We start from the raw sequence: 25844 nt of genomic DNA, 5'->3' as shown, positions 1-25844 counted from the left end.
GTGGCGTTCGCGATACCGGTTGACAGCGGCATGTGGGGTCTGTCAATCTCGGTGCAGGTCATGAGTACCAGCATCAAGCCCTGGCTAGCTGGTCGGCAACCCTCCTCCGCGGTGGGGTGCTCCAGGTGACGACCTGGCCGCCGCCCGACCGGGCGCGGCAAGCGCGGACTCGAATAACCCCTTGGTTCCGGGTCCCATAGCCGACGGGATTTCGTGATGACTGCTGTTGTGGATCAGAGCTGTGCCGCCCTCGCCCGGGTTTCCGGCGACGACCTGCGGGTGCCGCTCGTTCAGGGCGGAACGACCACCTACGCCAACTTCGACTACGCCGCGAGCGCACCGGCCTTGGCGCAGGTCGCCGACCGGGTACAGCAGTTGCTGCCGTACTACGCGAGCGTGCACCGCGGTGCCGGCTACGCCTCGCGGATCTCCACCGAGTGCTACGAGGCCGCCCGCGGTTCGGTGACGCGGTTCCTCGATGCCGACGATGACCAGGTGGTGGTGTTCACCCGCAACACCACCGATTCGCTGAACCTGCTCGCGGCCTGCGTGCCGGGCGACACCGTAGTGCTCGATATCGAGCACCACGCGAATTTCCTGGCATGGACCAGGCACGGTCGCCGCGTCGTGCGAGCCGCGGACACCGTGGCCGAGACCATCCGGCTGCTCGTCGCCGAACTGTGCAGCAAGCCTGCCGCGCTGCTCGCCGTCACCGGCGCCTCCAATGTCACCGGCGAGGTACTGCCGCTGGAGCGGCTGGCCACCATCGCCCACCAGTGCGGCGCTCGCATTCTTGTCGACGCGGCGCAGCTGGCGCCGCACCGGCGAATCAGCCTGCGCGACACGGGCATCGACTATCTGGCGTTCTCCGGCCACAAGCTGTACGCGCCGTTCGGAGCGGGTGTGCTTGTCGGCCGCCGCGATTGGCTGGATGCCGCCGACCCGTATCTGGCAGGCGGCGGTGCGGTCCGCGAGGTCACCACCACCGGCGCCGACTGGGCCCCCGCGCCGCAGCGCCACGAAGCGGGCTCCCCGAATGTCCTCGGCGCGGCAGCGCTCGCCGCCGCCTGTGACGCGCTCTGTGCGATCGATCCCGAAACACTCGCCACCCACGAGCGCGCGCTCGCCGAGCGCCTGCGCGCGGGACTCTCCGCCATTCCCGGCGTCGATCTTCTCCGCATCTGGGACGACAGCCCCGACACCGTCGGCATCGTCGCCTTCACCCTCGACGGTTTCGTCCCCGGCCACGTCGCCGCCTACCTGTCGGCCGAACACGGCATCGGGGTCCGCGACGGCCGCTTCTGCGCCCACCCGCTGCTCGCCCGTCTCGGCCTCGACGGCGCGCTGCGCGCCAGCATCGGGCTCGGCACCAGCTCCGCAGACGTCGACCGCCTCGTCGACGCTGTCGCCACCCTCGTCGAATCCGGCGCCACCTGGAACTACGCCACCATCGACGGACTCTGGAACCCCACCCCGGAAACCCGCCCCTTCACCAGCACCGACTCCACCGACGGCGCCGCCCCCTGCCTCATCGGCTGACTCGCCTTTGTTCGGTTGTCCGCGATCGCCTGCGTTGGGACCGAAGGTGCTCACGCAGGCACTTCGCTCCATAGCATCGAGCCCATGACCATCTTGCCCGCATGGGCCACCGATCCGGGGTGCTCTGCTCATCACCGAGGAGGGCTACGACGTATTGCCCGAGGATGTGCAGCGGCAGATCGAGGTCGTCGACGGTCATGTCATCCTCTGCCGTAGTGGCAGCTTTCAACACAACAACGTTGCCCGCCGGTTGGCGAACAGCTTGGAGCAGGCGCGGCCGGCGCAGCCGTGCACCGGTGTGGTGACCGACTTCGAAAATGCACTATGTACAAAGCCGTCCAGGGAGTCCGGGGTTCTCGTTCCGTCGTCCCGACGTTGCCCTGCATCGGTGCATCGGCGACGAACGAAAGCTGACGACCGCGGATGTGTTGCTGGTCGCCGAAGTTGTATCGCCGGGGTCCGAATACACCGATACGGTCGATAAGCGGGCCGAGTACGCGCACGACGGGATACCGATCTATCTGGTTGTGCATCTGGATGCCGAACGGCGGGTCGAGATCATCCAGGAGTACCGCCTCGACTGGGCCAGCCAGAGCTATCGACTCGCGGAGACGCACCAGGACGTCCTGCGATTGACCGAGCCCTTCCCGGTCGAGATCTTCTTCACCTCATTGGATGGCGCGTAACTGTCGGGCTCATTCGCCGAGAGCGCTCGGGCGGTGGTAGCGGCCGTTGTAATAGAGCAGGGGAGCGGCGGCGGGTTTTTCATCGGTGTTGTCGTGGACTCGGGTGACCAGGCCTACGACGAGGGTGTGGTCGCCGATGGGGATGAGTTGTTGGATGGTGGCGCGCACCCAGATGGGGGTGCCGTGCAGCACCGGCTCGCCGGTGTCCAAAGTTGTCCACAGGGAGCGGTCGGTGAAGCGTTCCTCGGCGGTGCGCGCGAAGCGCTGGGCCAGGTGTTGCTGGTGTTCGCCGAGGAAGTGGATGACCACTGAGTCGGCTTCCAGCAGGGCCGCGATGCTCGACGAGGTGTGCGCGATGTTGAAGGAGACCAGTGGGGGTTCCAGCGACAGCGCCGCGAAGGAGGTCGCGGTGAAACCGACCGGGCCCTTGGCGGAACAGAGCGTGACGACGGTGACGCCCGCGGGGTAGTGGCGCATGGAGGCGCGGTATTGCTCGGCGGTGATGCCGCTCAGATCATCAGGGATGTGGAAATCGGTGGCGGGCCGTTGTGCATCGGTCACATGACGAAACTACGCCCGGTTCGCGGGTTATGGGAGCTCGCGTCGTTGTTCGATTGATGTTCGCATCGGCTTCTCCGCTGCTCCCGTGGAGTAATCGGAACCGGCCGAGATTCAATCCACGTCGATCGGAAGTCCGGCGGTAATGCGCACCAGTTCGCGAAAAGACGTGCGGAATATCGTGTTCGGATGACCGCCCGCGGCCCACACCTCGCGGTGCTCGGAGAGCGCGGTGTCGACCCAGGTCGGCAGGTTGGTCGGGTGGCCGACCGGCGCGACACCGCCGATCGGCTGGCCGGTGACCTCCCGCACCATCGCGGCGGGGGCGCGGGTGAGCGTCCCCTCCAGCCGTTCGCCGGTGTGCCGCAGATCAACCTGATGTGCGCCGGAGACGAGCAGCAGCACCGGATCCTCGTCGAGCAGGAACACCAGTGACTTGGTGATCGCACCCACATCGACGCCGAGTGCCCGCGCGGCATCGGCGGCGGTGGGTGTGGGCGCGGGCTGCGTGACGATGACACCGTGATGGCCGCGCGCGATCAACGTGTCCGCGACCCGGCATGCGACCGGTGGGAGGGACCTGCGCATGAAACAAGAGTAGAGCGATTGCGGGCGGTACGCCGGGCGAGTGATCCTGTGTTTGTTTGGCAGCGCCTGGCGGCGCTGCGAACTCTAGTGCTCGATCTCGCTTCGCTCGTAAAGGCATCATCGTGCCGAGTGGGTGCGGTGGTGGCGATGTTGGCGACTTTGTTGGATGCGCTTCTGCCGCTTGGCGCTACCTGGTGCGGAGCCATTTTCCGGGATCCGGAGTCTCGGTCTCCGCTCGGCTGGATACGCTGTACAAATGACTGATTGGCAGGCTTTCACCGTCGAAACCAAGGACCACGTCGCGCAGGTGACCCTGATCGGTCCAGGCAAGGGCAATGCGATGGGTCCGGATTTCTGGCGTGAGCTGCCGGAGATCTTCCGTGGCCTCGACGCGGACCCCGAGGTGCGCGCGGTCGTGCTCACCGGTTCCGGCAAGCATTTCTCCTACGGGCTCGACCTGCCCGCGATGGCGGGGACGTTCGGTCCGCTGATGGCCGAAAAGGCGCTGGCCGCGCCGCGCACCGATTTCCTCAACGAGGTGCGCCGGATGCAGGCCTCCGTGACGGCGGTGGCGGACTGCCGCAAGCCGGTCATCGCCGCCGTCTCCGGCTGGTGCATCGGTGGTGGACTCGATCTGATCGCCGCCGCCGATATTCGCTACGCGAGCGCGGACGCGAAGTTCAGCCTGCGCGAGGCGAAGGTGGCGATCGTCGCCGATATCGGTTCGCTGCACCGGCTGCCCGGCATTATCGGCGAGGGGCACCTGCGCGAACTCGCCTACACCGGCAAGGACATCGACGCCGCGCGCGCCGAGAAGATCGGCCTGGTCAACGACGTGTTCGCCGACCAGGACGCGGTACTCGACGCGGCGCACGCGACGGCCCGCGAGATCGCCGCGAATCCGCCGCTGGTGGTGCAGGGCGCGAAGGACGTGCTCGAGCAGCGGACCAAGGACGAGGTGGCCGCCGGGCTGCGTTACGTGTCCGCGTGGAATTCCGCGTTCCTGCCCTCGGAGGACCTGACCGAGGCCATCCAGGCGGTGTTCGAGAAGCGAGCACCGGAGTTCAAGGGCCGGTAAAGGCCGGTAAAACGGTTGCCCTGGCCGTCGGCTTGTCTACATACTTGCATCACACAACTAATTGATTGATGCAAGTAAAGGTAGGGCCGAGTGGACGCGGACGAACAGTCGGTCGACACGATCGCGATCCAGCTCACCCGGCTGCAGCGGATCCGTGATCGGGTCGCGGCGCAGTTGCGGACCAAGGACGGCGTGGAGACCGCGGCGTTCGCGATCCTGTTCCGGCTGCTCTGCGACGGACCCATGCGCTCGGGCGCACTCGCCGAGGCGGTGCATTCGGACGCATCGACGGTCAGTCGACAGGTCGCGCAGCTGGTCGAGCGGAAGCTGATCGAGCGACAGGCCGACCGGTCCGACGGCCGTGCCACCGTGCTGGTCGTCACCGAGCACGGTCGTGCGGTCGCCGAGCAGATCCGCAGGCGCAGGCACGAGAACCTGACCCGGGTGATGTCCGCCTGGACACCGGAGGACCGGGCCGCATTCGCCGGGCTGCTACGGCAGTTCGTCGACGATTTCGAGCACGCCAAGCCCAGCATGCTCGCGGCCATCCGCACCAGCCAGGACCTGTATCACTTGGGGACGGAGAACGATTCGTGACAGCACCGGCAACCGTGGAGGAGTCCACGGGTTTCACCCACCGGCAGATCCTGACCATTCTCAGCGGTCTGATGCTCGGCATGCTGCTCGCGGCGTTGGACCAGACGATTGTCTCCACCGCGATCCGCACCATCGCAGACGATCTCGACGGCTACTCGATGCAGGCGTGGGCGACCACCGCGTACCTGATCACCGCGACGCTGGCGACGCCGCTGTACGGCAAGTTGTCCGACATGTTCGGGCGCAAACCGTTCTTCATGGCGGCGATCACGATCTTCGTGGTCGGCTCGCTGCTGTGCACGCTGGCGCAATCGATGTACCAGTTGGCGGCGTTCCGTGCCTTCCAGGGACTCGGTGCGGGCGGGTTGATGTCGCTGGCGCTGACCATCCTCGGTGACATCGTCGGTCCGCGGGATCGGGCCAAGTACCAGGGCTACTTCCTCGCGGTGTTCGGCACCTCGAGCGTGGTCGGCCCGGTGCTCGGCGGTGTGCTCGCCGGTCAGGACACCATCCTCGGTGTCAGCGGCTGGCGATGGGTCTTCCTGGTCAACGTGCCGGTCGGCCTGATCGCGCTCGGCGTCGTGTCCAAGGTGCTGAAGCTGCCGAAGCGGCCGCAGTCAACGGACAAGGTCGACTGGTGGGGCGCCTTCGTGCTCGCGGTCGGGCTGGTTCCGCTGCTCATCGTCGCCGAACAGGGTCGCGAATGGGGTTGGGGCAGTGCGAGATCCGTGCTCTGTTATGTGATCGGCGTGCTCGGCATCATCGGGTTCGTGCTTGTGGAGAAGGGCTTGAAGGACAAAGCGCTGATCCCGCTCCGGATGTTCTCCAACCGCACCTTCGCGCTCGGCGTGATCATCTCGTTCGTTGTCGGCGCCGCGATGTTCGGCGGAATTTCGCTGCTGCCGCAATACTTGCAGGTGGTGCGCGGCGCCAGCCCGACGCTGGCCGGTCTGCAGATGCTGCCGATGGTGCTCGGCCTGATGACCGGCTCTGTCGTTTCCGGACAGCTGATTTCGCGTACCGGCCGCTACCGGGCGTTCCCGCTGATCGGCGCGTCCATGCTGACGCTCGGACTGTTCCTGCTGCACTTCCTGGACGCCGACAGCCCGCTGTGGCTCGTCATGATTTTCATGGCGTGCACCGGATTCGGCCTCGGCAACCTGATGCAGCCGCTGACCCTTGCGGTGCAGAATGCGTTGCCGCCCAAAGACATGGGCGTGTCCACCGCTGCTGCCACCTTCTTCCGGCAGATCGGCGGCACGCTGGGCGTCGCGGTGTTCCTTTCGATTCTGTTCGCTCAGCTGACTCCGAACATCTCCACCGAGATGAAGTCCGCGGCCACCGATCCGACCTTCCAGCACGCGGTCGTCGAGGGCGCGCGGAGCAACAACCCGGCCGATGCCGCACTCGCGAAGGGCCTGCTCGCGCAGGACACCTCGGCGGCAGGTGACGTACTGAAAGACAGCTCGATCATCCAGCAGCTGAACCCGGATCTGGCGCGCCCGTTCAAGGTCGGATTCGCCGAATCGATGTCGACGGTGTTCCTGACGGCCACCGGTGTGGCGTTGCTCGCGCTGATCCTGGTGTTGTTCTGGAAGGAAGTGCCGCTCCGGATGATGAGCGGAATCCAGGCGGCCAAAGGTGATGCGGAATCGGCCGATGGCGCAGGCTCCGATGTCGTGGAACGCACGGGGTTACCGCTCGCGGGTGGCGAGACATTGAATCCACCTGAGGATGCGATGGATGCCGTGGCCAGTTCGACGAACGGGGTCGGACCGAAGTCCTCGGCAAGCCACGGTTCGGCGTGAGCCTGTTCGATCGGCTCGCTGCTCGGTTCCGGTCGTTGCCGGTTCCTGGTGCGGCGACCGCGCGTGGTCATCTGGAGCGGCGGCGCACGGTGTCACCTGATGGACCGGGCACCCCTTGTTGTGTCTGCGCACCCCGTGTGTTGGGTGTTGGGCTGGAACGGGGGGTGTTGGGTCTAATAGTGGTCGAGGATCGCACGGCTGGCGGGGGCCGAGCCGATGTTCGGGGTCGGTCATCTAGTGTCGCGGCGTGAGGAGATCGCGCTATATCAGGGATCGACTGCGGCGGCTGCCGCAGGCGATCGGTTACCTGGTGATCGGTGGCGCCACCTCGGTGTTGTCCCTGTTCGCGCTGATCGGGCTGCTGGTCGTTGTCGCACTGAGTCTGATCGGCGTGGGGATTCCGGCGATACCCGAGGCGATTCGGGTGATCCGGCCCGTGGTCGGCGTCGAACGTCGCAGGGCGGCTCGGCGGCTCGGTGAGCCCGTCGAGGCGGTGTATCGGCCGATGGAGGGGCGCCTACCGCGGCAGCTCGCGACGGTATTCACCGATCCGGCCAATAGGCGCGATATCGGGTGGTTGCTGCTGCACGCGGTCACCGGAATCTATGTTGCGGTGCTGGCCGTCGCGCTGCCGGTCAGCGCGATCAATCAACTAGTGATCCCGGCGTATTGGCGGTTGGTTCCCGAAGGCACGGTGAATAACTTCGGTATCGCGGTCGACTCGTGGCCGACAGCATTGCTCGGCATGCTGATCGCGGTGCCGGTCGGGGCCGTGGTTCTGCAACTGCCCGTGATCGCGGGGTGGCAGGCGACCGCGGCTCGGATACTGCTCTCGCCTTCGGACGATGTCTTGCTGGCCGACCGGGTGGCCGCGCTCACCGCGACGAGGGCGGCAGCGCTGGACGCACACGGCGCGGAGTTGCGGCGGATCGAACGTGATCTGCACGACGGCGCGCAGGCGCGGATTGCCGCGGTGATCATGCAGCTCGGCCTGGCCGACCAACTACGCGAACAGGATCCGGAGGCGGCGCAGGGTCTGGTGCGCAAGGCACAGGACACCGCCACCGCGGCGCTGGCCGAGCTGCGCGATGTGGTACGCAGTGTCTATCCGCCGGTGCTATCGGATCGCGGTCTGGCGAGTGCGATTTCGGCATTGGCCGCGCGGAGCCCGATCCCGGTGACGCTGGATCTGAGCCAAGTCGGCAGGCGGCCCGCCGCAGTCGAGGCTGCGGCATACTTCGTCATCGCCGAGGCCTTGACCAATGCCACCAAACACTCTGGCGCCAAATCTATTTCGATCGTACTCGGGGGTACACCGAGGTCGTTGACGGTAGAGATCGGCGACGACGGGGTCGGTGGGGCGGCCGAGGCCTACGGCGGCGGGCTGGCGGGCATTCGGCGGCGGGCCGAGGCGCTCGACGGGCGGATGGAGCTGACCAGTCCGGACGGTGGCCCTACTGTGTTGCGGGTGGAGCTGCCGTGCGGGTCATGATTGCCGAGGACGACGCCCTCTTGCGCGAGGGCCTCGTGCTCTTACTGAGTACTGCGGGCATCGAGGTGGTCGCCGCGGTCGACAACGCGGACGACTTACTCGCCGCGGTGTCCGCCGATCGGCCGGATGCCATAGTCGTCGATGTGCGATTGCCACCGACATTCACCGATGACGGGCTGCGCGCGGCGGTACGCGCCCGCAAGATGCACCCTGGCTTGCCGGTGCTCGTGTTGTCGTCGTATGTGGAGGACAGTTACGCCGCCGAGCTGCTCGGCGACGGTGCGGGAGGTGTCGGCTATCTGCTCAAGGAGCGAGTCGGCAAGGTGGACCGCTTCCTCGATTCGCTGCGTCGGGTCGCCGACGGCGGTACCGCGATGGACCCCGAGGTGATCTCCCAATTATTGGTGCGGCGCAAGGTGGAAGACCCGCTCAGTGCGCTTACCGCGCGGGAACGGGAGGTACTCGCGCTGATGGCGGAGGGGCACAACAACACCACCATCGCCGAACGATTGGTGGTCAGCGAAGGTGCTGTGCACAAGCACATTCGCAGTATTTTCGCGAAGCTCGGATTGTCGGCCGAAGAAGTGGGTCACCGTCGGGTGCTTGCTGTGCTCGCGTATCTGAACGCCTGAAGCTCCCGGCGGCTACCGGGACGAATGACGGGTAGCCGCCTGAGCCTCGATGAGGCTCAGGCGACCCGGCGTGGCAACGGACTTCGGAGTATCAGTCGGCGCGGCAGGTGACGTCGGCGGCGGGGAGGCTGCCGTCGCGGAAGTAGGTGTTCACCACGTCGTAGGTGCACTTGTTCGGGTAGTTCCCGAAGATCCAGTGGATCGGGACATCCTGCAACGTGACCATGCGGGACGCGGACAGGGCCCGGCGCATCGCGACCGCTCCCTGATGGGTCGTGCGGGTGTCACCGGTGGACTGGACGATCAGGGTGGGGACCGAATTGCGCACCTGGGTGGGCGGTTCGGCAGGTGGCGTCCAGAAGGCGCACGGGGTGATGTTGTTGGCGAATGCGCCGAAGACCGGTTGGGTGGCGCGGGCGGCTTCGATATTGCGCAAGTACTCGGCCGGGTCCCGCGGTGTTTCGACATCACCGCACATGATGGCCATCTGTGCCGAATTATCGCGCGGCTGTGCGTTGAGCATGAACGAGAACGTGTCGTTCAGTTCTGGTGAGATCTCGACGGGTTTGCCTTCGGCGGCGTCGGCGATCTGACGGACCTGGGTGGCCAGCTTCTCGTAGTTGCGCGGGTCGTCCAGTCCGACGAACAGCATCATCGGCAGCGAGTGGTCGTCGATGGCGAAGTCGCCGAGCCGGATCGGATCGACGGCCGCGCCTTCGATCAGGTCCATCACCTTGCGGCGGACCTGTGCGCGGCTGGTGCCGAAGTGATACTCGCCGTCGTGTGTCGCCGCGAAGTCCGCCCACAGGTCCAGCGCCGCCTCGTTGACCGGCCCCATGTCCTGCATCATGCCGATCGCGCCGTAGCGGTCCGGATCCACGCTGCTGTCCAACACGATTCGGTCACTGCGGTCCGGAAACATCTGGGTGAAAACCGATCCCAGATAGGTGCCGTAGGAAGTGCCGAAGTAGCTGGCTTTCGTATCGCCGAGGGCGGCGCGGATCACATCCATGTCCCGCGCGGTGTTCCGAGTCGTGAAGTACCGCAAGCGCTCACCCTCGGTGGCAGCACATCGTGCAGACAGATCGCGTTGTGAGGCAACAGATTCGGCGAAAGAGGCGGCATCTACCCCGGCGGATTGCAGCCCGAAGCCGTTCGGCCAATGGCAGTCGACCGGCGACGAGCGCCCGACACCGCGCGGGTCCATGCCGATCAGGTCGTAGCGGGCGCGCACGTCGGGTGTCATGGCCGCGCCGACATCCACCATGAAATCGAGTCCGGGTCCACCAGGGCCGCCGGAGTTGGACAGGATCACCCCGCGCCGCTTCGCCGGATCGGTGGCGGCCATCCGCGAGATTGCCACCGTGATCGTTTCGCCCTGTGGCTGCGAGTAGTTCAGCGGCACGGTGACATCGGCACACTGGGCGCCCACCGGGTCCAGTCGTGGGTCATCGCACGACTTCCATTGCAGCTGTTGGCCATAGAAGCGTTCCAGGCTCGGACCGTTCGTATCGGCGGGGGCGGTGCAGGCCAGCCCCGTGCCTGCGAGCAGGGCGGCGAACGTGGCATGGATGGCCATCGTCACCTTATTGCGTTTCACTGTCGAGCCTCCGGTTAGATGAATGTAGGGGAGCGGGTTTCGTGGTCAGCCGCCGCAGATGGCGATCTCGAAGACCTTCTCGACCGCGTCGAACGCCGCTCGACTGGTCGGCAGTTGATTCGAGGTCACCGTCACCGCGGTGCCGTCGGCAGCGACGCCGGTGCGGACTTCGAAGCCGGGAATGCTACCGCCGTGTCCCCAGACCTCCTTGCCGCATGGCACGGGGCGATGGATCAGGCCGAGTCCGTAACCGGCGCCGGGTTCACGATCGAACGGGACGGTGCGCTGCATCTCCGCCAATTGCGCTGCGGGCAGCAGCTTTCCGTCGAGCAGTGCAATGAAGAACCGATTCACATCCGCTCCGGTCGAGATCATCGCGCCCGCAGCGCCTGCCCAAGAGGTGTCGGTGATCGTGAAATCGACGCGCTTTCCATCAATTTGGTGATAGCCGGATGGATGTGGATCGCGGATGCCGGTGTCGCCGGGGGCCGGAAAGTAGGTTGCCCGCAGGCCGAGTGGTTCGATGATTCGGCGGGTGATCTCGGCGGCAGGCGACTGGCCCGTCACCTTGTCGATCAGCATGCCGAGGACGATGTAGTTGGTATTGGTGTACTCGGCTCTGGCGCCGGGTTCGTAGTTCGGTGGCATGGTCATGGCTCGGCGGACCAGGTCCGCGGGCTCGTACTGCCGCCATCGGATCGCGTCGGCGGTGGGGTCGAGCTGGCTGCCTTCGGCCGCCATGCCGCCCTCGACCGTGCCGTGGCCGAGGTAGTCGGGGATGCCGCTGGTGTGCTGCATGAGTTGCCGCACGGTAATCCGGTTGCCGTCGTTCCCATTGCCCTGCACCACATCCGGTAGGTACCGCTCGATGGGTGCGTCGAGCTCCACCTTGCCTTCGGCCACCAACTGGAGGATGACCGTTGTCACGAAGGTCTTGGTATTGCTGCCGATACGCACCTGCGCGTCTGCGGCGAACGGCGCACCGGTCTGCAAGTCGCCGACGCCCGCAGTCAGGACGCGATGCCCGCCAGGGCCGTCGATCACCGCCTGGACGCCGGGAAATCCGCTCTCGACTACCTGATTTACGGCCTGGGTCAGGGACTGAGACGGTGCTGCCGTAGGTGCGGCGGGCGTCGAGGTGGCACTATTGCATGCCGTCGCGGCGAAGATCGCCCCTATCGCCATTCCTGACAGCGCGACCTTGGTGGAGTATCCCCGAAGTATGTTCATGAGCAGTGATTTCCTCCACCTCGATTCGGGAGTCGTCGTTGCTCCCTGTCGATTTCGAGCCTAGGAATCCGGGGCCATGCCGCCCATGCCGCGCGCACCCGAATTCGGGGTAGGGGCTGTGGGTGTGAGTTGGTAGCGCCAGCACTACCACCGGCGCGCGCCGAGCCTGCACATCGGCGGCCGTCTTTGCGCGCCGGTACCGAAGCCGGAGTCGAATCGTGTGCGGGATAACGGTTTTCGGCATCAAGGTGGAGAAGGTGAAACCTCCCGAGGGCTTGGGTGATCGAACCCTAGGGGTGGCTGTGCGGTGCTCCTGTCGTCCATAACGTGAGTGAGGTCAGAATCAACCTCGCTTCTCAGGAGCAGTGAAAATGCGTATCAAATCCTTCCTTGCCGCGGGCCTGCTGGCCACCGCTGCCGTCGCCGGGGTGTCGACTGCAGCGAGTGCCTCGGCCGCGCCGGAGTACCACGCGACCTCGACCGGCTACTACTACGGCACCTACGCGACCTACGGCGCGTGCCGAGCCGACGGCGAATCGCCCGTCACCGGTGGCTGGTACTGGGAATGCGTAGAAACCTGGAGCGGCTGGGATCTCTACATCTACTACTGATCGAATCCGCTGATCCGACACCGACGGAAAGCGACAAGAGCGGGAAGTCCGCGTGCACCGACTTCCCGCTCTTGTTTATGCGAACACCCGGAGGTCAGTGGCCGCCGTTGTCCTTCAGTCGCTTCAGGGAGGCCTCCACCTCGGCCTCGGCCTCAGCGCGACCGACCCACTCCGAGCCCTTGACGTACTTGCCGGGCTCCAGGTCCTTGTAGCGCTCGAAGAAATGCTTGATCGCGGCCAACTCGAACTCCGGCACGTCCGCGAGGTCCTGGATGTGATTCCAGCGCGGGTCGCCCGCAGGCACACACAGCACCTTGTCGTCGCCGCCCGCCTCGTCGACCATCTTGTACATCGCTACCGGGCGCACCTCGATGAGGCAGCCGGGGAACACCGATTCGGGCAGCAGGACAAGTGCGTCCAGCGGGTCGCCGTCCTCTCCGAGGGTGTTCTCGATGTAGCCGTAGTCGGCCGGGTAGACCATCGACGTGTAGAGGAACCGGTCGAGCCGGACCCGGCCGGACTCGTGATCGACCTCGTACTTGTTACGGGAACCCTTGGGGATCTCGATGGTGACGTCGAACTCCACGCCATCTCCTTCTTCTTTGTAAATACGTGAGCCGAGCAGGCACGAGCCGCTAGCACTGCTTGCAGGTCGTTCGAACGAAACGACACCGTCGACTCGTCGGGTTGTTCGGGGGAACGTTTGCGCAACGAGGATAGTGTGGTCCGCGAGCACATGGGTGCGGCAGGCGGCCGCGTTGAGGAGAGACGGCAGGACGTGGTTGGTCGGAGCAACAAAAATATCGGTGGTCTGGCCGCCCGGCGGCGGCGCAACATGTGGATCGGGTTCTCTATCACCCTGGTCGTGTTGCTCGTCGCGGGCGGCGGGGTGCTGCTCGCGGTCAAGCCGTGGACGGACGAATTCCGGCACGGCGGCCTGCGGATCGCCGCACCGCCCGCACCGGTCCGGCCTCTCCCCCAGGTCGCGCCCGCGCCGTCGAATGCGCCCGCGCCCACACCCGCCGGGATTGCCGCCGCGCTCGGAGCCGTCGTCGGCAATCCGGATCTCGGTGCGTTCACCGGCTCGGTCAGCGATGCCGACAGTTCGACCGTGCTGTGGAGCAGCGGCGCGAACAACCCGATGATCCCGTCCTCCACCGCGAAGATCCTGACCACGGCCACCGCGCTGCTCGCACTGCCACAGGACCATCGGGTGACCACCCGCGTGGTGGCAGGCTCGACGCCGAATGAGCTGGTACTGGTCGGTGGCGGCGATCCGACGCTCACCGCGCAGCCCGACGGCAAGGGGTACTACCCGAACGGGCCGCGCCTGTCGGATCTGGTGACCCAGATCCGACAGGCGGGCCGTGCGGTGGACACCGTCGTGGTGGACGTCTCCGCCTACGCGGGACCGACCATGGCGCCGGGCTGGGAACCGGTCGACATCCCCGAGGGTTCGATCGCGCCGATCGAACCGGTCATGATCGACGGCGGCCGACTCGAACCCCTCGTCGAATACTCCCCGCGCACCGCGACCCCGGCCCTGGACGCCGGACGTCGACTGGCCACCCAGCTCGGCCTCGACCCGGGCCGGGTGCGCATCGGCACGGCCGCCCCCGGCGCGGAGGAGATCGCGAGCGTGCACTCCGCGCCGCTGCGGGACCGCCTACGCGACATGATGGTGCACTCCGACAATGTGCTCGCCGAGGCGATCGGCCGCGAGATCGCGGTCGCGACCGGAGCCGAGCCGACGTTCACCGGGGCGGTCGCCGCGGTGACCGCGACGCTGAGCAGGGCCGGATTCGATCTCACCGGGATGTCCATGCAGGACAACAGCGGACTGTCGACGGACGATCGGGTGCCGGCGCGGCTGCTGGACAAGATCCTCGCGACCGCGGCGAAGCCGAGCGGAAGCGGTGTCGTGCAGCCGGCCAACACCAAGGCAAGGCCCGAAACCGACCGGCTCGCGGTCACTTTGGCGCCGCTGCTGGATGACCTGCCAGTGGCCGGTGCGACCGGCTCGCTGGCCAACCGTTATGTCAACCGGGATCGGGTGAGCGCGGGGTGGGTGCGGGCCAAGACCGGAACTCTCTCGGTGGCGAGCACGTTGGTGGGTTATGTACTGGACCGCGATGGGCGGGTGCTGACGTTCGCGTTGATGTCCAACGATCGGCTACCGGAGGCCAGCAGGCCCGCGTTGGACGCGATCGCAGGCACGCTGCGCAATTGTGGATGTTCGTGACGGGTGGATGACGATGTTCGAAGGCGCTGATAAACCAGCCGAAGCCCGCTCGGGCCGAGAAAACGGCACCACCGAGCGGCGTCGTTCCGGATTGTCCGGCGCCGTCGACTGGCGGCTGGCCGCCCGCACCGGCGCGGCCCTTGTGCCGTCGGGTCCGCGGACTTCGCGGTATTCCGCCGAGCAGGTCGTTGCCGAACTGGCCGATGCGTCGGTGCGGGCCGAAGGACCGGTCCGTGAGGTGAGCGGATTGCTCGACGATCAGCCGGTGCCCGCGGCCAGGATCGTCGACCGGCCGGGCTGGATCGCCGCCGCCGCCGACTCCATGGGCAAGCTCACCGGCACCGGACTCGACACCGACGCCGAGCGTGGACTGCTCGCGGGCAAACCCGCGGGCGTGCAGGCGGGCGCGATGCTGGCCTTCCTGTCCACTGCGATCCTCGGCCAATACGATCCGTTCACCGGTCCTGACGGCACGCTGCTGTTGGTTGCGCCCAACATCATGGCGGTGGAACGCGCGCTCGGCGTCTCGGCCACCGACTTCCGTTTCTGGGTCTGCCTGCACGAGGTGACCCACCGGGTGCAGTTCTCCTCCGCGCCGTGGCTCGCGGACTACATGCGCGCGAACGTCGACACCCTCGGCGCGGTCGGCGACGAGCCGCTGGCGGACATGCTGTCCCGGCTGCTCGCCGAGGTGCGTGACCGCCGCAGCGGCGTCACCTCCGACGATCCGAGCGCGAAGGGCGTTGTCGGCCTGCTGCGCGCCACCCAGGCGCCGCCGCAACGTGCGGCGCTCGATCGGCTGCTGATGCTCGGCACCCTGCTCGAGGGTCATGCCGATCACGTGATGGATGCGGTCGGACCGGCCGTCGTACCGTCGGTCGAGCAGATCCGTGCCGCTTTCGACAAGCGCCGCAAGCGTCCGACAAATCCGGTGCAGCGCGTCCTGCGCGCGCTGCTCGGCGTCGACGCGAAGGTAGCGCAGTACGTCCGTGGCAAGGCATTCGTCGACCATGTGGTCGGCCGGGTCGGCATGACGGAGTTCAACACCGTGTGGACGGATGCGGACACGTTGCCGCGCCCGGACGAAATCGACGACCCACAGCGGTGGATCAGCCGAGTACTCGGTTAGACCGCGGCCTCGCCTGCGCTGCGCGTCGGTAGTCTCCGGGTATGAGCCGTGCGGCAGGAGCGACGCCCCGGAACCCGGAGCCGACTGTGCCTCGCCTGCCCGAGACCGAGGCTGTCCTCGAGGTCCGTCGGGCAGTTCGGGGCTGGTTGGCCGAGTACGCGCCGGAGGCTCGGTCGCGGGGCGTCGCGGTGGCGTTGTCCGGCGGGGCGGACTCGCTCGCGCTCTGTGCGGCAGCTGTCGTGGAGGCAGGCAGTGTCGACGCACTGGTTGTGGATCATCGGCTGCAGGCGGGTTCGGAAGTGGTTGCCGCCGACGCCGCGGCGGCCGCGTTGAAACTCGGCTGCCGGTCGGCCCGGGTGCTGGCGGTGGATGTCGGCAGTGCGGGTGGGCTGGAGGCGGCGGCGCGGCAGGCTCGCTATGCGGCACTGGACGCGGCGCGAGCGGGATTGCCGGTATTGCTCGGGCACACCCTCGATGACCAGGCCGAAACGGTTTTGCTTGGCCTCGCGCGCGGGTCGGGTGGGCGGTCGATTCAGGGGATGGCGGCGTTCGCCGATCCGTGGGGCAGGCCGTTGCTGGCCGTGCGGCGCGCAACTGTCAGGCAGCTGTGCGCGGATCTGGGGTTGAAGCCGCATGAGGACCCGCATAATTCGGCCCCGGAGTTCACCAGGGTGCGGCTGCGCACCGAGGTGCTGCCGCTGCTGGAGGAGGTCCTCGGCGGTGGGGTGGCGGCCGCGCTGGCTCGCACCGCCGAGCAGTTGCGTGACGATGGCGCGGTCCTCGACGCATTGGCGGGCGAGTTGCTGCGCGCCGCGAGTGCCGACTCCGACGGTGATGGCTCCGACATTGATGGGGTGAGCCTGTCGATCGAGACGCTCGCCACTGCCCCCTCCGCACTGCGCCGCCGAGCGATCCGGGCCTGGCTGCTCGCGGGCGGTGCGAAAGCCCTGACCGGCAAGCATTTACGTGCTGTCGACGAATTGATCACCGACTGGCGCGGCCAGGGCGGCGTGGCCGTCGGCGGCGGACGGCCGGGCAGCAGGTTGGTCGCGGCGCGCGAACATGGCAGGCTGACCATGCGTCTGCGCTGATGACACCTGAAGCACAGGCTGATGACACATAATGGATCGGTCGCTCGGGATCAACACCACGGAAGGACACAACTGACGTGTACGGGGATGACATCGCGTCGGTGCTGATCACCGAGGAACAGATCGCCGCCAAGACTCAGGAACTGGCCGAGCTGATCGCCAAGCGCTATCCCGCCGACGCTCCCGAGGGCGACCTGCTGCTGGTCGGCGTACTCAAGGGCGCGATCTTCTTCATGACCGACCTGGCCAAGGCGCTGTCGATTCCGACTCAGATGGAATTCATGGCGGTGTCCTCCTATGGCTCGTCCACCTCGTCTTCCGGCGTCGTGCGCATCATGAAGGACCTGGACAAGGACATCGCGGGACGCAATGTGCTGATCGTCGAGGACATCATCGACTCCGGTCTCACGCTGTCCTGGCTCAAGCGCAACCTGTCCACCCGCAACCCGGCCTCGCTAGAGGTGGTCACCCTCCTACGCAAGCCCGACGCGCTGCGCACCCATGTGGACGTCGCGCACGTCGGCTTCGACATCCCGAACGAATTCGTCGTCGGCTACGGCCTCGATTACGCGGAGCGCTACCGCGACCTGCCCTACATCGGCACCCTGGACCCGAAGGTCTACGGCGGAAAGTAAGTGCCTGCTGTCATTCGCGGGTGTTGTCCGCAATGAGCGCGAATATTGTTGCGGGCGATCCTGATCCGCCTCGATAGAGGGCGCCGCCGACGAGTACCCAGGCCCCGGTGACGGGCAGGGCGGCGAGATTGGCGAGGCATTCCAGGCTGATCCGGTGCTCCCGATACAGCAATTTCGATACCGCGTGGGTGTCGTCGCTGCCGAGATCCGGCCCGAAAGTATCGATACCGAGGGCACCGCGACGGCCGAGACGCCCGGTGTGCAATAGCCATTCCATGGTCTCGACCGCGAAACCCGGCTGCTGGTCCCCGGTTTCGCTGGTTCCGATGAATTCCGGCGTGCCCCATTTCGCATCCCAGCCGGTCCAACCGATCACCGCGGACCCGTCGGCGATGCGACCGTGTTTGCTCTCCCATTCCTTGATATCCGCAACGGTGATCGCGTAACCACGGTCGCGCTCGCACTGATCTCGGACGTCGATTTTCACCGCGGGCAGCAGCAGATCCTCCAGGTCGAGCTCGTCGGCGGCCAGGCCGTCGGCGTGGAAGTGAATCGGTGCGCCCCAATGTGTTCCGGTGTGCTCGCCCTGCTGGATGTAGCGCAGGTAGTAGCCGTCGTTCGCCACGGTCGCCGCGATGTCCGTGCGAAACTCGGGATCCCCGGGGAACAGCGGCGTTGTCGCCGGATCGTGCACATGCGACAGGCTGACCAGACGGCCGATCGGAGCTTTCATCGCTGCTGATTCTCCATCGCTCACTGCGCGGACATGGGTTCCGTCTTTTTGTGCAGATGTGGCGCGGTCACTCGCTCCAGCGCGTGCAAATCGTTCTCCAGTGCTCGGAACAGAATATAGACCGCGACAAAGGCAATGATGCTGCCGATGCACAGTACCCGCACATTAACGATGATCTTGGCGAGATCGGACGGCGCGAGCAGCGTCGCGCCCGCGACGGCGAGCAACGGAATCGACGCCGCGAGGCTCAGGTAGAACCCGGATCGGCGCCGCAGCCCGTGTAACCGCGCTGCGTCCCGCGGGTGGATCTCGCCGTGGCTGAGGAACATCGGGTAAATGCATCGGATGACGTAGAAGTTCACCAGAAAGAACGGATAGGTCAGGGCGATGGCGCCACTCACCACGTGCAAAGCCAGGAAATGCGCGTAGTCGGCCGCGGAGACGCCTTCGGACGTTTCATGCAGGACGACCGGAAATGAGATCCCCGACAGCAGCCACATCACGAATATGACAAGTACCGCGCGGTCGCCGAACAGCACCGCGTCCGTACGGGTTCGGTGCAGTACCTCCTGGCTGTAGCGGACCCCGGTGCGCAGCCCGTGCGGCACGAAAATCAGGTACCTGCACAGATAAACGAGAACGGCGGTGCCGATCGAGAAGGCCACCGTATTCACCACCGCGGTAAAGATCTCGAACCGGTGCTGCGCCTCCTCGGTCTGGCGATAGTGCATCAGTACGGCGTTGTGCTGCACGTTGTACACCGACGCGAGGGCATTCGGCACGGCGATCGCGAGCGAAACCAGCGGGATCCGCCACCGCCGCAATCTCCGTCGCCAGCTGCCTTCCGGCGGGTCGACGAGATCTCGCGCGCGTTCATCCAGGCACAGATCGAGCTGCTGCGCCAGCGTCGCGCCGTTGGGCCAGCGCCGTTCGGGATCCGGCTCGAGGCAGGTAAGCAAAACCCGGCGCAATGCGGCCGGGCAATCCGCCGGAATACGCTCCAGCGCAGCGCTGTGCACGCCGCGTCTGCGATGGTCGAGAGCGGTCCGTAGCCGGGTCGTATCGGTGTCGCCGGCGTCGTCGAACGGGACACTGGCCGTGAGCATTTCCCACAGCAGCACGCCGAGGGAAAAGATGTCGCTGCGGGTGTCCGGCTCGGGTGCGGTGGGATCGAGAGTCGCCGCCAGTTCCTCGGGCGAGCGGTAGGTGGGCGAATCATATTGTGCTGTCGGCCGGGTCGAGTCCTGTAATGCGAAGTCGGCCAGCTTCGGGATGCCCTCCGCGGTGAACAGCACGTTCGACGGTTTGATCGCACCGTGCACCACTCCGTTGCGAGCGGCGTAGTCGAGCGCGTCCGCCAGCCGCCGACCCACCCATGCGACCGTCTCCGGCCAGCTGAGCTCGGCGATCTCGGCGCGCACACTCGAATCCGTCTGGCGGATTTCACCTTTCGACTCCATGGCCACGTCGACGGCTCGCAGCAGCAGCTCGCCGCCTGCCGTTTCCGGCCCTCGGCGCCGCTCGGCGAGCACGTCGAGTGCGGTACCGCCGGGTAGGTACTGCATGTACACCAGCCGCAGCGCCGACGAGTCGGCTGGCATGCGCTGGTCGAAGACCCGGACGATGTGGGGGTGGTCCAGCTGTGCCATGGTCCGCGGTGCGACACTGACGCCCGCGGAAAATCGCACGGCGACAAGGCGTTGCATGGAAAGCTGCGCGGCAAGGAAGACGCGGCCGAGTGCGCCGGTGCCAAGATCGGTACGCAGATCGAAGTCGTCGATGCGTCGTCCAGGCGCCAGATCGGCGACAAGTGCGGCGGCCTGTTCGCTGTCGAGCTCGGCGGGCTCGCTGTCGGGTTCGGCGTCGTCACCATCGGCGCCGACAATGACAAGACGCTCGCGCACCTCGGCCGCCAGATCCGGGTATTCGGCAAGGAAAGCGGCGGCGTCGACGGGTGCGTGCCTGCGCCGAACCAGGAACTCCTCGTACACCAGGTCGGCCAATATCGGGCTGTGCTCGATCTCGGGAAACTCCTTGCGGTATTCCACAATCCGCTTGCCGAACCCCGGCCGGATCCAACGCTGGCGCAGGTCGATGCGCACCAGGTCGGTGAGCACCGCCAAACGCACCTTCGTGCCATCGGGCACATAATCGGCGAGCAGTGGCGGGTCGAGCCGGTCATCGCGCAGGCAGCGTTGCCAATCAGCGGCGAACCTGGCGACGTGATCCGGGCCCGATTCGATCACGTCGGCGTCTCCGCCGCGGCGGGCGCGGCCGGCTCCCGTCCCGTGGAATCACTCGGCGCGACCACCCGCTCGAGCGCGCCCAAGTCGGCCTCCAAGGCGCGGAAAAGCAGATAGGAGACGATGAACGCGACAATGCCGCCCGCACACAGCACCCGGACCGCGAAGATCACCGACGGAATATCGGCGGGCGGCAGGAAGGTCACACCGGCCACCGCGAGCAGCGGCACCGACGCGGCGACCGCGAGATAGCCATTGGCGCGGCGGTCGAGGCCGCGCAGCCACACCGCGTCGTCGGTGCTGATTTCGCCGTGCCGCAGGAACACCGGATATATGCAGCGGACCATGTAGAAGGCCACCAGGAAGAACGGATAGGCCACGGCGATCGCGCCGCACACCACGATCGAGGTGAGGAAATGAACGACCGCGCTCATCGGTATCTCGCCGGTGGCCAATCGCAATGCGATCGGGAAGGTAATGCCCGCGAACACCCACAGCGAGAACACGATGACCACCGCTCGATCGCCGAATAGCAACGCGTCGGCTCTAGCTCGTCGGAGTGTGTCCGGGTCATATCGTCGGCCTCTGCGCAGCCCGTGCGGCACCGTAAGCACCAGGCGCGACATATAAAGTATCAATGCCGCGCCGAGCGGGAACAGCACCGCGTTCACCACGCTGGTGATGATCAAGAAGGTCTGCTGGGCGTCCTCGGCCATTCTGCTGACGATCAAGTGTTGGTTGTGCAGGATGTTGTAGATCGAGGCGAGCACATTCGGCACCCCGATGGCCAGCGTGACGATCAGCAGTCGCCATGAGCGTAACTTCAGCCGCCAGCTGCCGCTCGGTGGGTCGACCAGGTCCCGCGCGCGTGCGTCCAGGCACAGGTCCAGCTGCTTGGCCAGCACCGCGCCGCTCGACCAGCGCCGGTCGCGGTCGGGTTCCAGACAGGTCAGCAGCACCCGGCGCAGTGCCGCCGGACAGTTGGCGGGCACCCGCTCCAGCGCGGCCGCGTCCACCCCCGAAGTGCGCCGCTCCAGCATCGCCTCGAGCGTGGTGTCGTCGCCGTACTCACCAGCGCCTGCGGTGGAGTCATCGAAAGGCTTTGCGCCGGTGAGTAATTCCCACATCACCACACCCAGCGAATAGATATCGGAGCGGGTGTCCAGATCGGCTGCCGTGCGCTCGCGGCCGGGATGGCAGGCTTCCAGCTGCTCGGGTGACATGTAGGCCAGCGATCCACCGAAGTAGGCGACCGGGCTGGTGTCGGCCACATTGCGGCTGAAGCTGATGTTGAAGTCGGCCAGCTTCGGTACCGCCTCGGCGGTGAGCAACACGTTGGCGGGCTTCACGTCGCGGTGCAGCACGCCGTGCGTCGCGGCGTATTCGAGCGCTTCGGCCACTCGGCGACCCAGCCATGCCACGGTCTCCGGCCAACTGAGCGAAGCGATTTCGGCGCGCACACTGGAATCGGTCGGCCGGATCTCGCCCTTCTCCTCCATGGCCGCGTCGACCGCGTCGAGCAGCAGCCGTCCGCTGCGTTCGGCGGGCGGTGTCGCGCGCACCCAGCGCAGCACGCCGAGCAGCGTGCCGCCGGGCAGGAACTGCATATAGAGCAGCCGCAGCCGCCGGCCGCCGCTGTCGCGCATGTCCTCGGTATCGAGCAGTCGCTGATCGAAGACGCGCACGATGTAGTCGTGGTCGAGCTGAGCGAGCGTCTGCGGCTCGGTGCCGTGGTCGGCGGAGATCTTCACCGCGACCAGTCGCTGCAATGAGCGCTGCCGGGCCAGGAAGACCCGTGCGAACGCGCCGCTGCCCAGACCGGTCAGTAGATCGAAATCATCGATCCGCTGGCCGATTTCGATCCGGTCGAGCGCGTCGTAGTGCCCGGGACCGGTCCCGACCGTGGTCGGAATGGCGGTCGCCGTCCCGGTCAGATCGGGGGATGCGCGAGTCACCTCCGTATTACGAACGGACTGGGTGGTTTGGTTCAGCTCGGCCGCTTGCGAGGTCTTGGTCTCGGCCAAAGCGGTCACGGTCGGATCTTCCAGCGCGGCCCGCCGCGTGCTCTGATCTATCTCGTCGGCATTGAGCAGTGCCCGCAGCTCGGGCGCCTGACTCGGGTATTCGCGCAGGCATTCCCGCGGATCGACGCGTTCGCCGCTATGCCTGCGGATAACGAACTCCTCGTACACCAGACCGGCCGGGAGGTCGTCGGGTTCGAGTTCGGGAAACTCGGCGCAGTATTCGGCCAGGCGTTTGCGCGGTGTGACGGTCTCGGTTCGGTGCACCCATCGGTGTCGTAGGTCGACGCGGATCAATTCGATCAGCGCCTCCTGCCGCAGAGTGTGCGCATCGGGCAGGTAGTCGGCGATCTCCGGCGGTTGGCGTGCCGATTCCCGGGCAGCCGATTTCCATGCGGTGGTGAAGGCCTCCACCGCACTGCCGTGACCCACCCCGGTTGTGGAACCCGATGTGGATTCGGAACTTCTCTCGAAATTCGTACTCATTCTCGGACCTACTTGCTCCGCGGATACCGAAGAATCCGCACTGGTCGGTCTGAAGATGCGCCGGATAAATTCCGCCACACCCGACGACATCGTCCCCCGACAAGTATCCGGAATGATAACTTGCGCCTCAACAGCGGATCACCCGATTTCGACAACGATGCGACGGGGGAGCACCAGCACATGCACAATGAGGCCACAGCGGTGGCGGACGGTACGGCCGTAACGCAAGCAGCTCCGCAGACAGTAACCGCCCAGGAGTGCCCCGCGGGCGCGAACGACGCAGCGGGTGTGAATTCTTCGATAGATCCCGGCGCGGCGCGCGGACCCGCCGCAGCGATCGCGGCAGGGGTCAGGGATGGCTCGACGAGTCCGACCGAGGTTCTCGATTCGGTGCTCGACCGCATAGCCGCCGATACCCGGAAGCTGAACGCATTCACCGTCGTTCGCTCCGCCAAAGCAAAGGCCGAGGCCCTTGCCCTCGAGCAGCGCTCCGATCTGGATGTGCTCCCACTGGCAGGCGTGCCGATCGCGATCAAACACAATCTCGCGGTCGAGGGCGAGACGAACCTGTGCGGTTCGGCGGCCACCGACACCCGTCCGGCGACCGCCGACCATGCGGTGGTGCGCAGGCTGCGCGCCGCGGGTGCGGTGATCGTTGGACTGACCGCGGTTTCCGAACTGGGTCTGTGGGCGATGACCGACGGCGAGGGCAGGATCACCCGTAACCCGTGGAACACCGCACGCAGCGTGGGCGGCTCGTCCGGCGGTTCGGCGGCGGCGGTCGCGGCTGGGCTGGTGCCGGTGGCGCATGGCAACGACGGACTCGGTTCGGTACGCATCCCCGCGGCGTGCTGCGGGGTGTTCGGGATCAAGCCGGGTCGCCATACCGTGCCCGCGGAGATCGGTGTCGACTCGTGGGCGGGCATGGTCGAAAACGGTGTGCTCGCGACAACGGTCGGCGATGCGGCGCTTGCCCTATCGGTGCTGGCGGCCCGACCCGACCTAGCCGAGATCGAACCACCGGGTCGACTACGCATCGGGTTGGCCGTGGCGCCACCGTCCCGCTTCTTTCGGGTCGATAGGCACTGGACCGCGGCGGCCCATGCCGCAGGATCGGTCGCCATGGCGGCCGGACATTTCGTAGAACCAACGACACTGCCCTACGGCGATTCGATCGTCACGGTCTTTCTGCGCTGGCTCGCGGTCGGTACCCGCGACGCCGCGACGCTCGTCCATCCGGATCGGCTGCAACCGCGCACCCGCCGCCACCTCGCGCTCGGCCGGCTGGTGCAGCGGCTGGGTCTGGTCCACCCCGGCCAGGTCGACCGGGTCGAGGCGCGACTGCTGGAATTCTTCGAGCGCTACGACGTGGTGATCACACCCACGCTCGCCGCCGCGCCGCCGAAGGCCCGAGCGTGGCACACCAGGGGCTGGCTGGCCAATGTGGTCACCAGCTCCCGGTTTTCACCGTTCACCCCACTGTGGAACATGGTCGGCTGGCCTGCCGCGTCGGTGCCGATGGGGATCCATCCCCGGTCGGGCACGCCGGTCGCCGCTCAGGTCGCGGGACCACCCGGCAGTGAATCGACCCTGCTGCGGTTGTCCGCGCAACTGGAAGCGCTGAACCCGTGGGAGCGGACTGCGCCGTGATGTGGCAGCGCAGCGCGCCGTGATTCGTCAGCCGGTGACGGCGGTCGGCTGTGGCGACTGTGCGGAGAAGCCACCGTTGGCAGCGCGTCCGGCGAATTCGAGGATCGTGGGGCGACTGTCGTCGGCCCGCCACGCCACGGCCAGTTCGCAGGGCGCGAGTCCGGTCACCGGGCGCGCGGTCAGACCCGGCCAGCGGTACATCGGGACATTGTTCTCGGCGAGCAGGCAGACACCGAGGCCGAGGCTCACGGCCTCCAGCTTGTCCTCCGGTGTCGCGGCTTCCGCCCCGATCTTCGGCTGACGTCCGTTGCGGCCATCGTTGCCGAGCCAGAAGTCTCGCACCGTACCGGCTTCGGTGGGCAGCGCGATGAACGGCTCGTCCAGCAGATCGGCGAACTCGATGCTCTCCTGATCGGCGAGCGGATGATTTTCCGGCAGCAGCACCCAGCGTGGCTCGGTGCGCAGCACCTGCCAGCGGTAGCGGTTCGGGTCGGGCAGAGGCAGCCAGACCAACGACAGGTCGGCCTGGCGCCCGGCCAGGCCGCTGGACGGGTCGTTCCAGGACGCCGCGTGCAGAGCTAGTCGATGACCGCTCGCGCTTTCCAGGTCGTTGATCAGACCGCGGCCGAGTGCGGATTGGATGCCGACGCGCAGCACCTCGCCCGCCTCCTGGAGCGAGACGTTGGTGACCTCCCAGAGCTCCAGGATCTTGCGGGCACCTTCGAGCAGTTCCTTGCCCGCGACGGTCAGCGCGACACTGCGCTGGTTGCGGTCGAACAGGACCACGTCGAGCTGGCGTTCCAGCTGACGAATCTGACGCGACAGGGTGGGTTGAGCGATGTGCAGCCGCTGCGCGGCGTTGGTGAAATGTAGTTCCTCAGCGACAGCGACGAAATACCGCAGGTCGCGCAAATGCGGGTCCATAGCCCCTTGCTATCAGAATCGGTCCTGAATTTCCAGCCGAATTAGGCCGGAAAGTTCGGATACTGGCACCGAAACAGTCGGTGGGTTTGTTAGAGACAGCATATTGCCTCCCATGGTCATTTGCACCATCGAGCCCGCGAACATCCCGCATCCACCGTGGGTATTGCCTCTAGCGGCATACATGGACGGTTGACCAGCGGCAATGGCGATCGGCGTGCCGCGATGGGGCTCGGAGTGGGCTGATCGCAGGTAGCCCGGCCACTGCCGGGGA

Annotated in this window: 22 protein-coding genes and 1 riboswitch; of the genes, 13 read left to right on the top strand and 9 right to left on the bottom strand. The window is 66.5% G+C overall.

Translation table 11 applies throughout. The features are described from left to right. Positions 1–56 precede the first annotated feature (56 nt). Positions 57–170, top strand: a riboswitch (SAM riboswitch). Positions 171–216: 46 nt separating this feature from the next. Beyond that, positions 217–1539 carry an aminotransferase class V-fold PLP-dependent enzyme gene (locus ACFQZZ_RS10395; RefSeq protein ID WP_378677401.1) on the top strand — a complete coding sequence of 441 codons (1323 nt, stop codon included), beginning with the start codon at positions 217–219 and terminating at the stop codon, positions 1537–1539. A gap of 317 nt (positions 1540–1856) precedes the next feature. After that, entirely contained in the window at positions 1857–2225 is a 369-nt protein-coding gene (locus ACFQZZ_RS10390) for a Uma2 family endonuclease (RefSeq protein WP_378677398.1), read from the top strand. A 9-nt stretch (positions 2226–2234) separates the two neighbouring features. On the opposite strand, the gene ACFQZZ_RS10385 is transcribed toward ACFQZZ_RS10390, so the two are convergent. Then, positions 2235–2786 (bottom strand): flavin reductase family protein, encoded by a 552-nt coding sequence (locus ACFQZZ_RS10385; protein WP_378677396.1) that lies wholly within the window; start codon positions 2784–2786, stop codon positions 2235–2237. Between the two features lie 111 nt (positions 2787–2897). Then, positions 2898–3371 carry a YbaK/EbsC family protein gene (locus tag ACFQZZ_RS10380; protein ID WP_378677393.1) on the bottom strand — a complete coding sequence of 158 codons (474 nt, stop codon included), beginning with the start codon at positions 3369–3371 and terminating at the stop codon, positions 2898–2900. 256 nt (positions 3372–3627) lie between these two features. Here ACFQZZ_RS10380 and ACFQZZ_RS10375 point away from each other — a divergent pair, with 256 nt between their 5' ends. The 5 genes from ACFQZZ_RS10375 (at position 3628) to ACFQZZ_RS10355 (ending at position 8978) form a co-directional block, all read left to right on the top strand. Beyond that, positions 3628–4449: a crotonase/enoyl-CoA hydratase family protein gene (locus ACFQZZ_RS10375; protein WP_378677390.1), complete on the top strand. Its 822-nt coding sequence runs from the start codon at positions 3628–3630 to the stop codon at positions 4447–4449. Positions 4450–4539: 90 nt separating this feature from the next. After that, positions 4540–5046 (top strand): MarR family winged helix-turn-helix transcriptional regulator, encoded by a 507-nt coding sequence (locus ACFQZZ_RS10370; RefSeq protein ID WP_378677387.1) that lies wholly within the window; start codon positions 4540–4542, stop codon positions 5044–5046. Beyond that, on the top strand, positions 5043–6854 hold the full coding sequence (locus tag ACFQZZ_RS10365; protein WP_378677384.1) for an MDR family MFS transporter: 1812 nt from the start codon (positions 5043–5045) through the stop codon (positions 6852–6854). Before ACFQZZ_RS10370 ends, ACFQZZ_RS10365 begins: the two co-directional genes overlap by 4 nt. Positions 6855–7101: 247 nt before the next feature. Next, positions 7102–8346: a sensor histidine kinase gene (locus ACFQZZ_RS10360; protein ID WP_378677381.1), complete on the top strand. Its 1245-nt coding sequence runs from the start codon at positions 7102–7104 to the stop codon at positions 8344–8346. Further along, on the top strand, positions 8334–8978 hold the full coding sequence (locus ACFQZZ_RS10355; RefSeq protein WP_378677378.1) for a response regulator: 645 nt from the start codon (positions 8334–8336) through the stop codon (positions 8976–8978). Before ACFQZZ_RS10360 ends, ACFQZZ_RS10355 begins: the two co-directional genes overlap by 13 nt. 91 nt (positions 8979–9069) lie before the next feature. On the opposite strand, the gene ACFQZZ_RS10350 is transcribed toward ACFQZZ_RS10355, so the two are convergent. Both ACFQZZ_RS10350 and ACFQZZ_RS10345 read right to left on the bottom strand, forming a co-directional pair. Beyond that, positions 9070–10578 carry an alpha/beta fold hydrolase gene (locus ACFQZZ_RS10350; RefSeq protein ID WP_378677376.1) on the bottom strand — a complete coding sequence of 503 codons (1509 nt, stop codon included), beginning with the start codon at positions 10576–10578 and terminating at the stop codon, positions 9070–9072. Between the two features lie 45 nt (positions 10579–10623). Next, a complete protein-coding gene (locus tag ACFQZZ_RS10345; protein WP_378677374.1) occupies positions 10624–11808 on the bottom strand; it encodes a serine hydrolase domain-containing protein in 1185 nt (394 codons plus the stop codon). 371 nt (positions 11809–12179) lie between these two features. Here ACFQZZ_RS10345 and ACFQZZ_RS10340 point away from each other — a divergent pair, with 371 nt between their 5' ends. After that, positions 12180–12419 carry a hypothetical protein gene (locus ACFQZZ_RS10340; protein ID WP_378677372.1) on the top strand — a complete coding sequence of 80 codons (240 nt, stop codon included), beginning with the start codon at positions 12180–12182 and terminating at the stop codon, positions 12417–12419. Positions 12420–12513: 94 nt separating this feature from the next. Here ACFQZZ_RS10340 and ACFQZZ_RS10335 read toward each other — a convergent pair whose 3' ends face one another. Continuing rightward, a complete protein-coding gene (locus tag ACFQZZ_RS10335; protein ID WP_378677369.1) occupies positions 12514–13005 on the bottom strand; it encodes an inorganic diphosphatase in 492 nt (163 codons plus the stop codon). A gap of 249 nt (positions 13006–13254) precedes the next feature. On the opposite strand from ACFQZZ_RS10335, the gene ACFQZZ_RS10330 reads away from it, so the two are divergent. From ACFQZZ_RS10330 to hpt, 4 genes are all read left to right on the top strand, one after another. After that, positions 13255–14661 carry a D-alanyl-D-alanine carboxypeptidase/D-alanyl-D-alanine-endopeptidase gene (locus ACFQZZ_RS10330; RefSeq protein ID WP_378678356.1) on the top strand — a complete coding sequence of 469 codons (1407 nt, stop codon included), beginning with the start codon at positions 13255–13257 and terminating at the stop codon, positions 14659–14661. 13 nt (positions 14662–14674) lie between these two features. Continuing rightward, the gene (locus ACFQZZ_RS10325; protein ID WP_378677366.1) at positions 14675–15790 is read left to right on the top strand and encodes a zinc-dependent metalloprotease; all 1116 of its coding nucleotides are present in this window, start codon (positions 14675–14677) and stop codon (positions 15788–15790) included. A 41-nt stretch (positions 15791–15831) separates the two neighbouring features. Next, positions 15832–16881, top strand: coding sequence for a tRNA lysidine(34) synthetase TilS (gene tilS, locus ACFQZZ_RS10320; protein ID WP_378677363.1), 1050 nt, complete (start codon positions 15832–15834; stop codon positions 16879–16881). Positions 16882–16958: 77 nt separating this feature from the next. Further along, on the top strand, positions 16959–17516 hold the full coding sequence (gene hpt / locus ACFQZZ_RS10315; protein WP_378677361.1) for a hypoxanthine phosphoribosyltransferase: 558 nt from the start codon (positions 16959–16961) through the stop codon (positions 17514–17516). Between the two features lie 10 nt (positions 17517–17526). Here the strand turns inward: hpt and ACFQZZ_RS10310 are convergent, their stop codons facing one another. Genes ACFQZZ_RS10310 through ACFQZZ_RS10300 form a run of 3 tightly spaced genes read right to left on the bottom strand, consistent with a single transcriptional unit; the run spans position 17527 to position 22999 of the window. Next, a complete protein-coding gene (locus ACFQZZ_RS10310) occupies positions 17527–18249 on the bottom strand; it encodes a cyclase family protein (RefSeq protein ID WP_378677358.1) in 723 nt (240 codons plus the stop codon). A gap of 20 nt (positions 18250–18269) precedes the next feature. Beyond that, a complete protein-coding gene (locus tag ACFQZZ_RS10305) occupies positions 18270–20495 on the bottom strand; it encodes a serine/threonine-protein kinase (protein ID WP_378677355.1) in 2226 nt (741 codons plus the stop codon). After that, positions 20492–22999: a protein kinase gene (locus ACFQZZ_RS10300; RefSeq protein WP_378677352.1), complete on the bottom strand. Its 2508-nt coding sequence runs from the start codon at positions 22997–22999 to the stop codon at positions 20492–20494. The genes ACFQZZ_RS10305 and ACFQZZ_RS10300 overlap by 4 nt, the downstream gene beginning before the upstream one ends. 288 nt (positions 23000–23287) lie before the next feature. Between ACFQZZ_RS10300 and ACFQZZ_RS10295 the strand changes: the two genes are divergently transcribed. Further along, the gene (locus tag ACFQZZ_RS10295) at positions 23288–24649 is read left to right on the top strand and encodes an amidase family protein (RefSeq protein ID WP_378677348.1); all 1362 of its coding nucleotides are present in this window, start codon (positions 23288–23290) and stop codon (positions 24647–24649) included. Positions 24650–24676: 27 nt separating this feature from the next. On the opposite strand, the gene ACFQZZ_RS10290 is transcribed toward ACFQZZ_RS10295, so the two are convergent. Then, positions 24677–25573, bottom strand: a complete 897-nt coding sequence (locus tag ACFQZZ_RS10290) for a LysR family transcriptional regulator (RefSeq protein ID WP_378677345.1) — start codon at positions 25571–25573, stop codon at positions 24677–24679. Positions 25574–25844: the final 271 nt, after the last annotated feature.

Origin of the sequence: Nocardia sp. GCM10030253 (assembly GCF_042675075.1) — a bacterium.
Classification (GTDB): domain Bacteria; phylum Actinomycetota; class Actinomycetes; order Mycobacteriales; family Mycobacteriaceae; genus Nocardia.
Note: the sequence above shows the minus strand (reverse complement) of the source record. Positions and strands in the feature narration are given on the sequence as shown.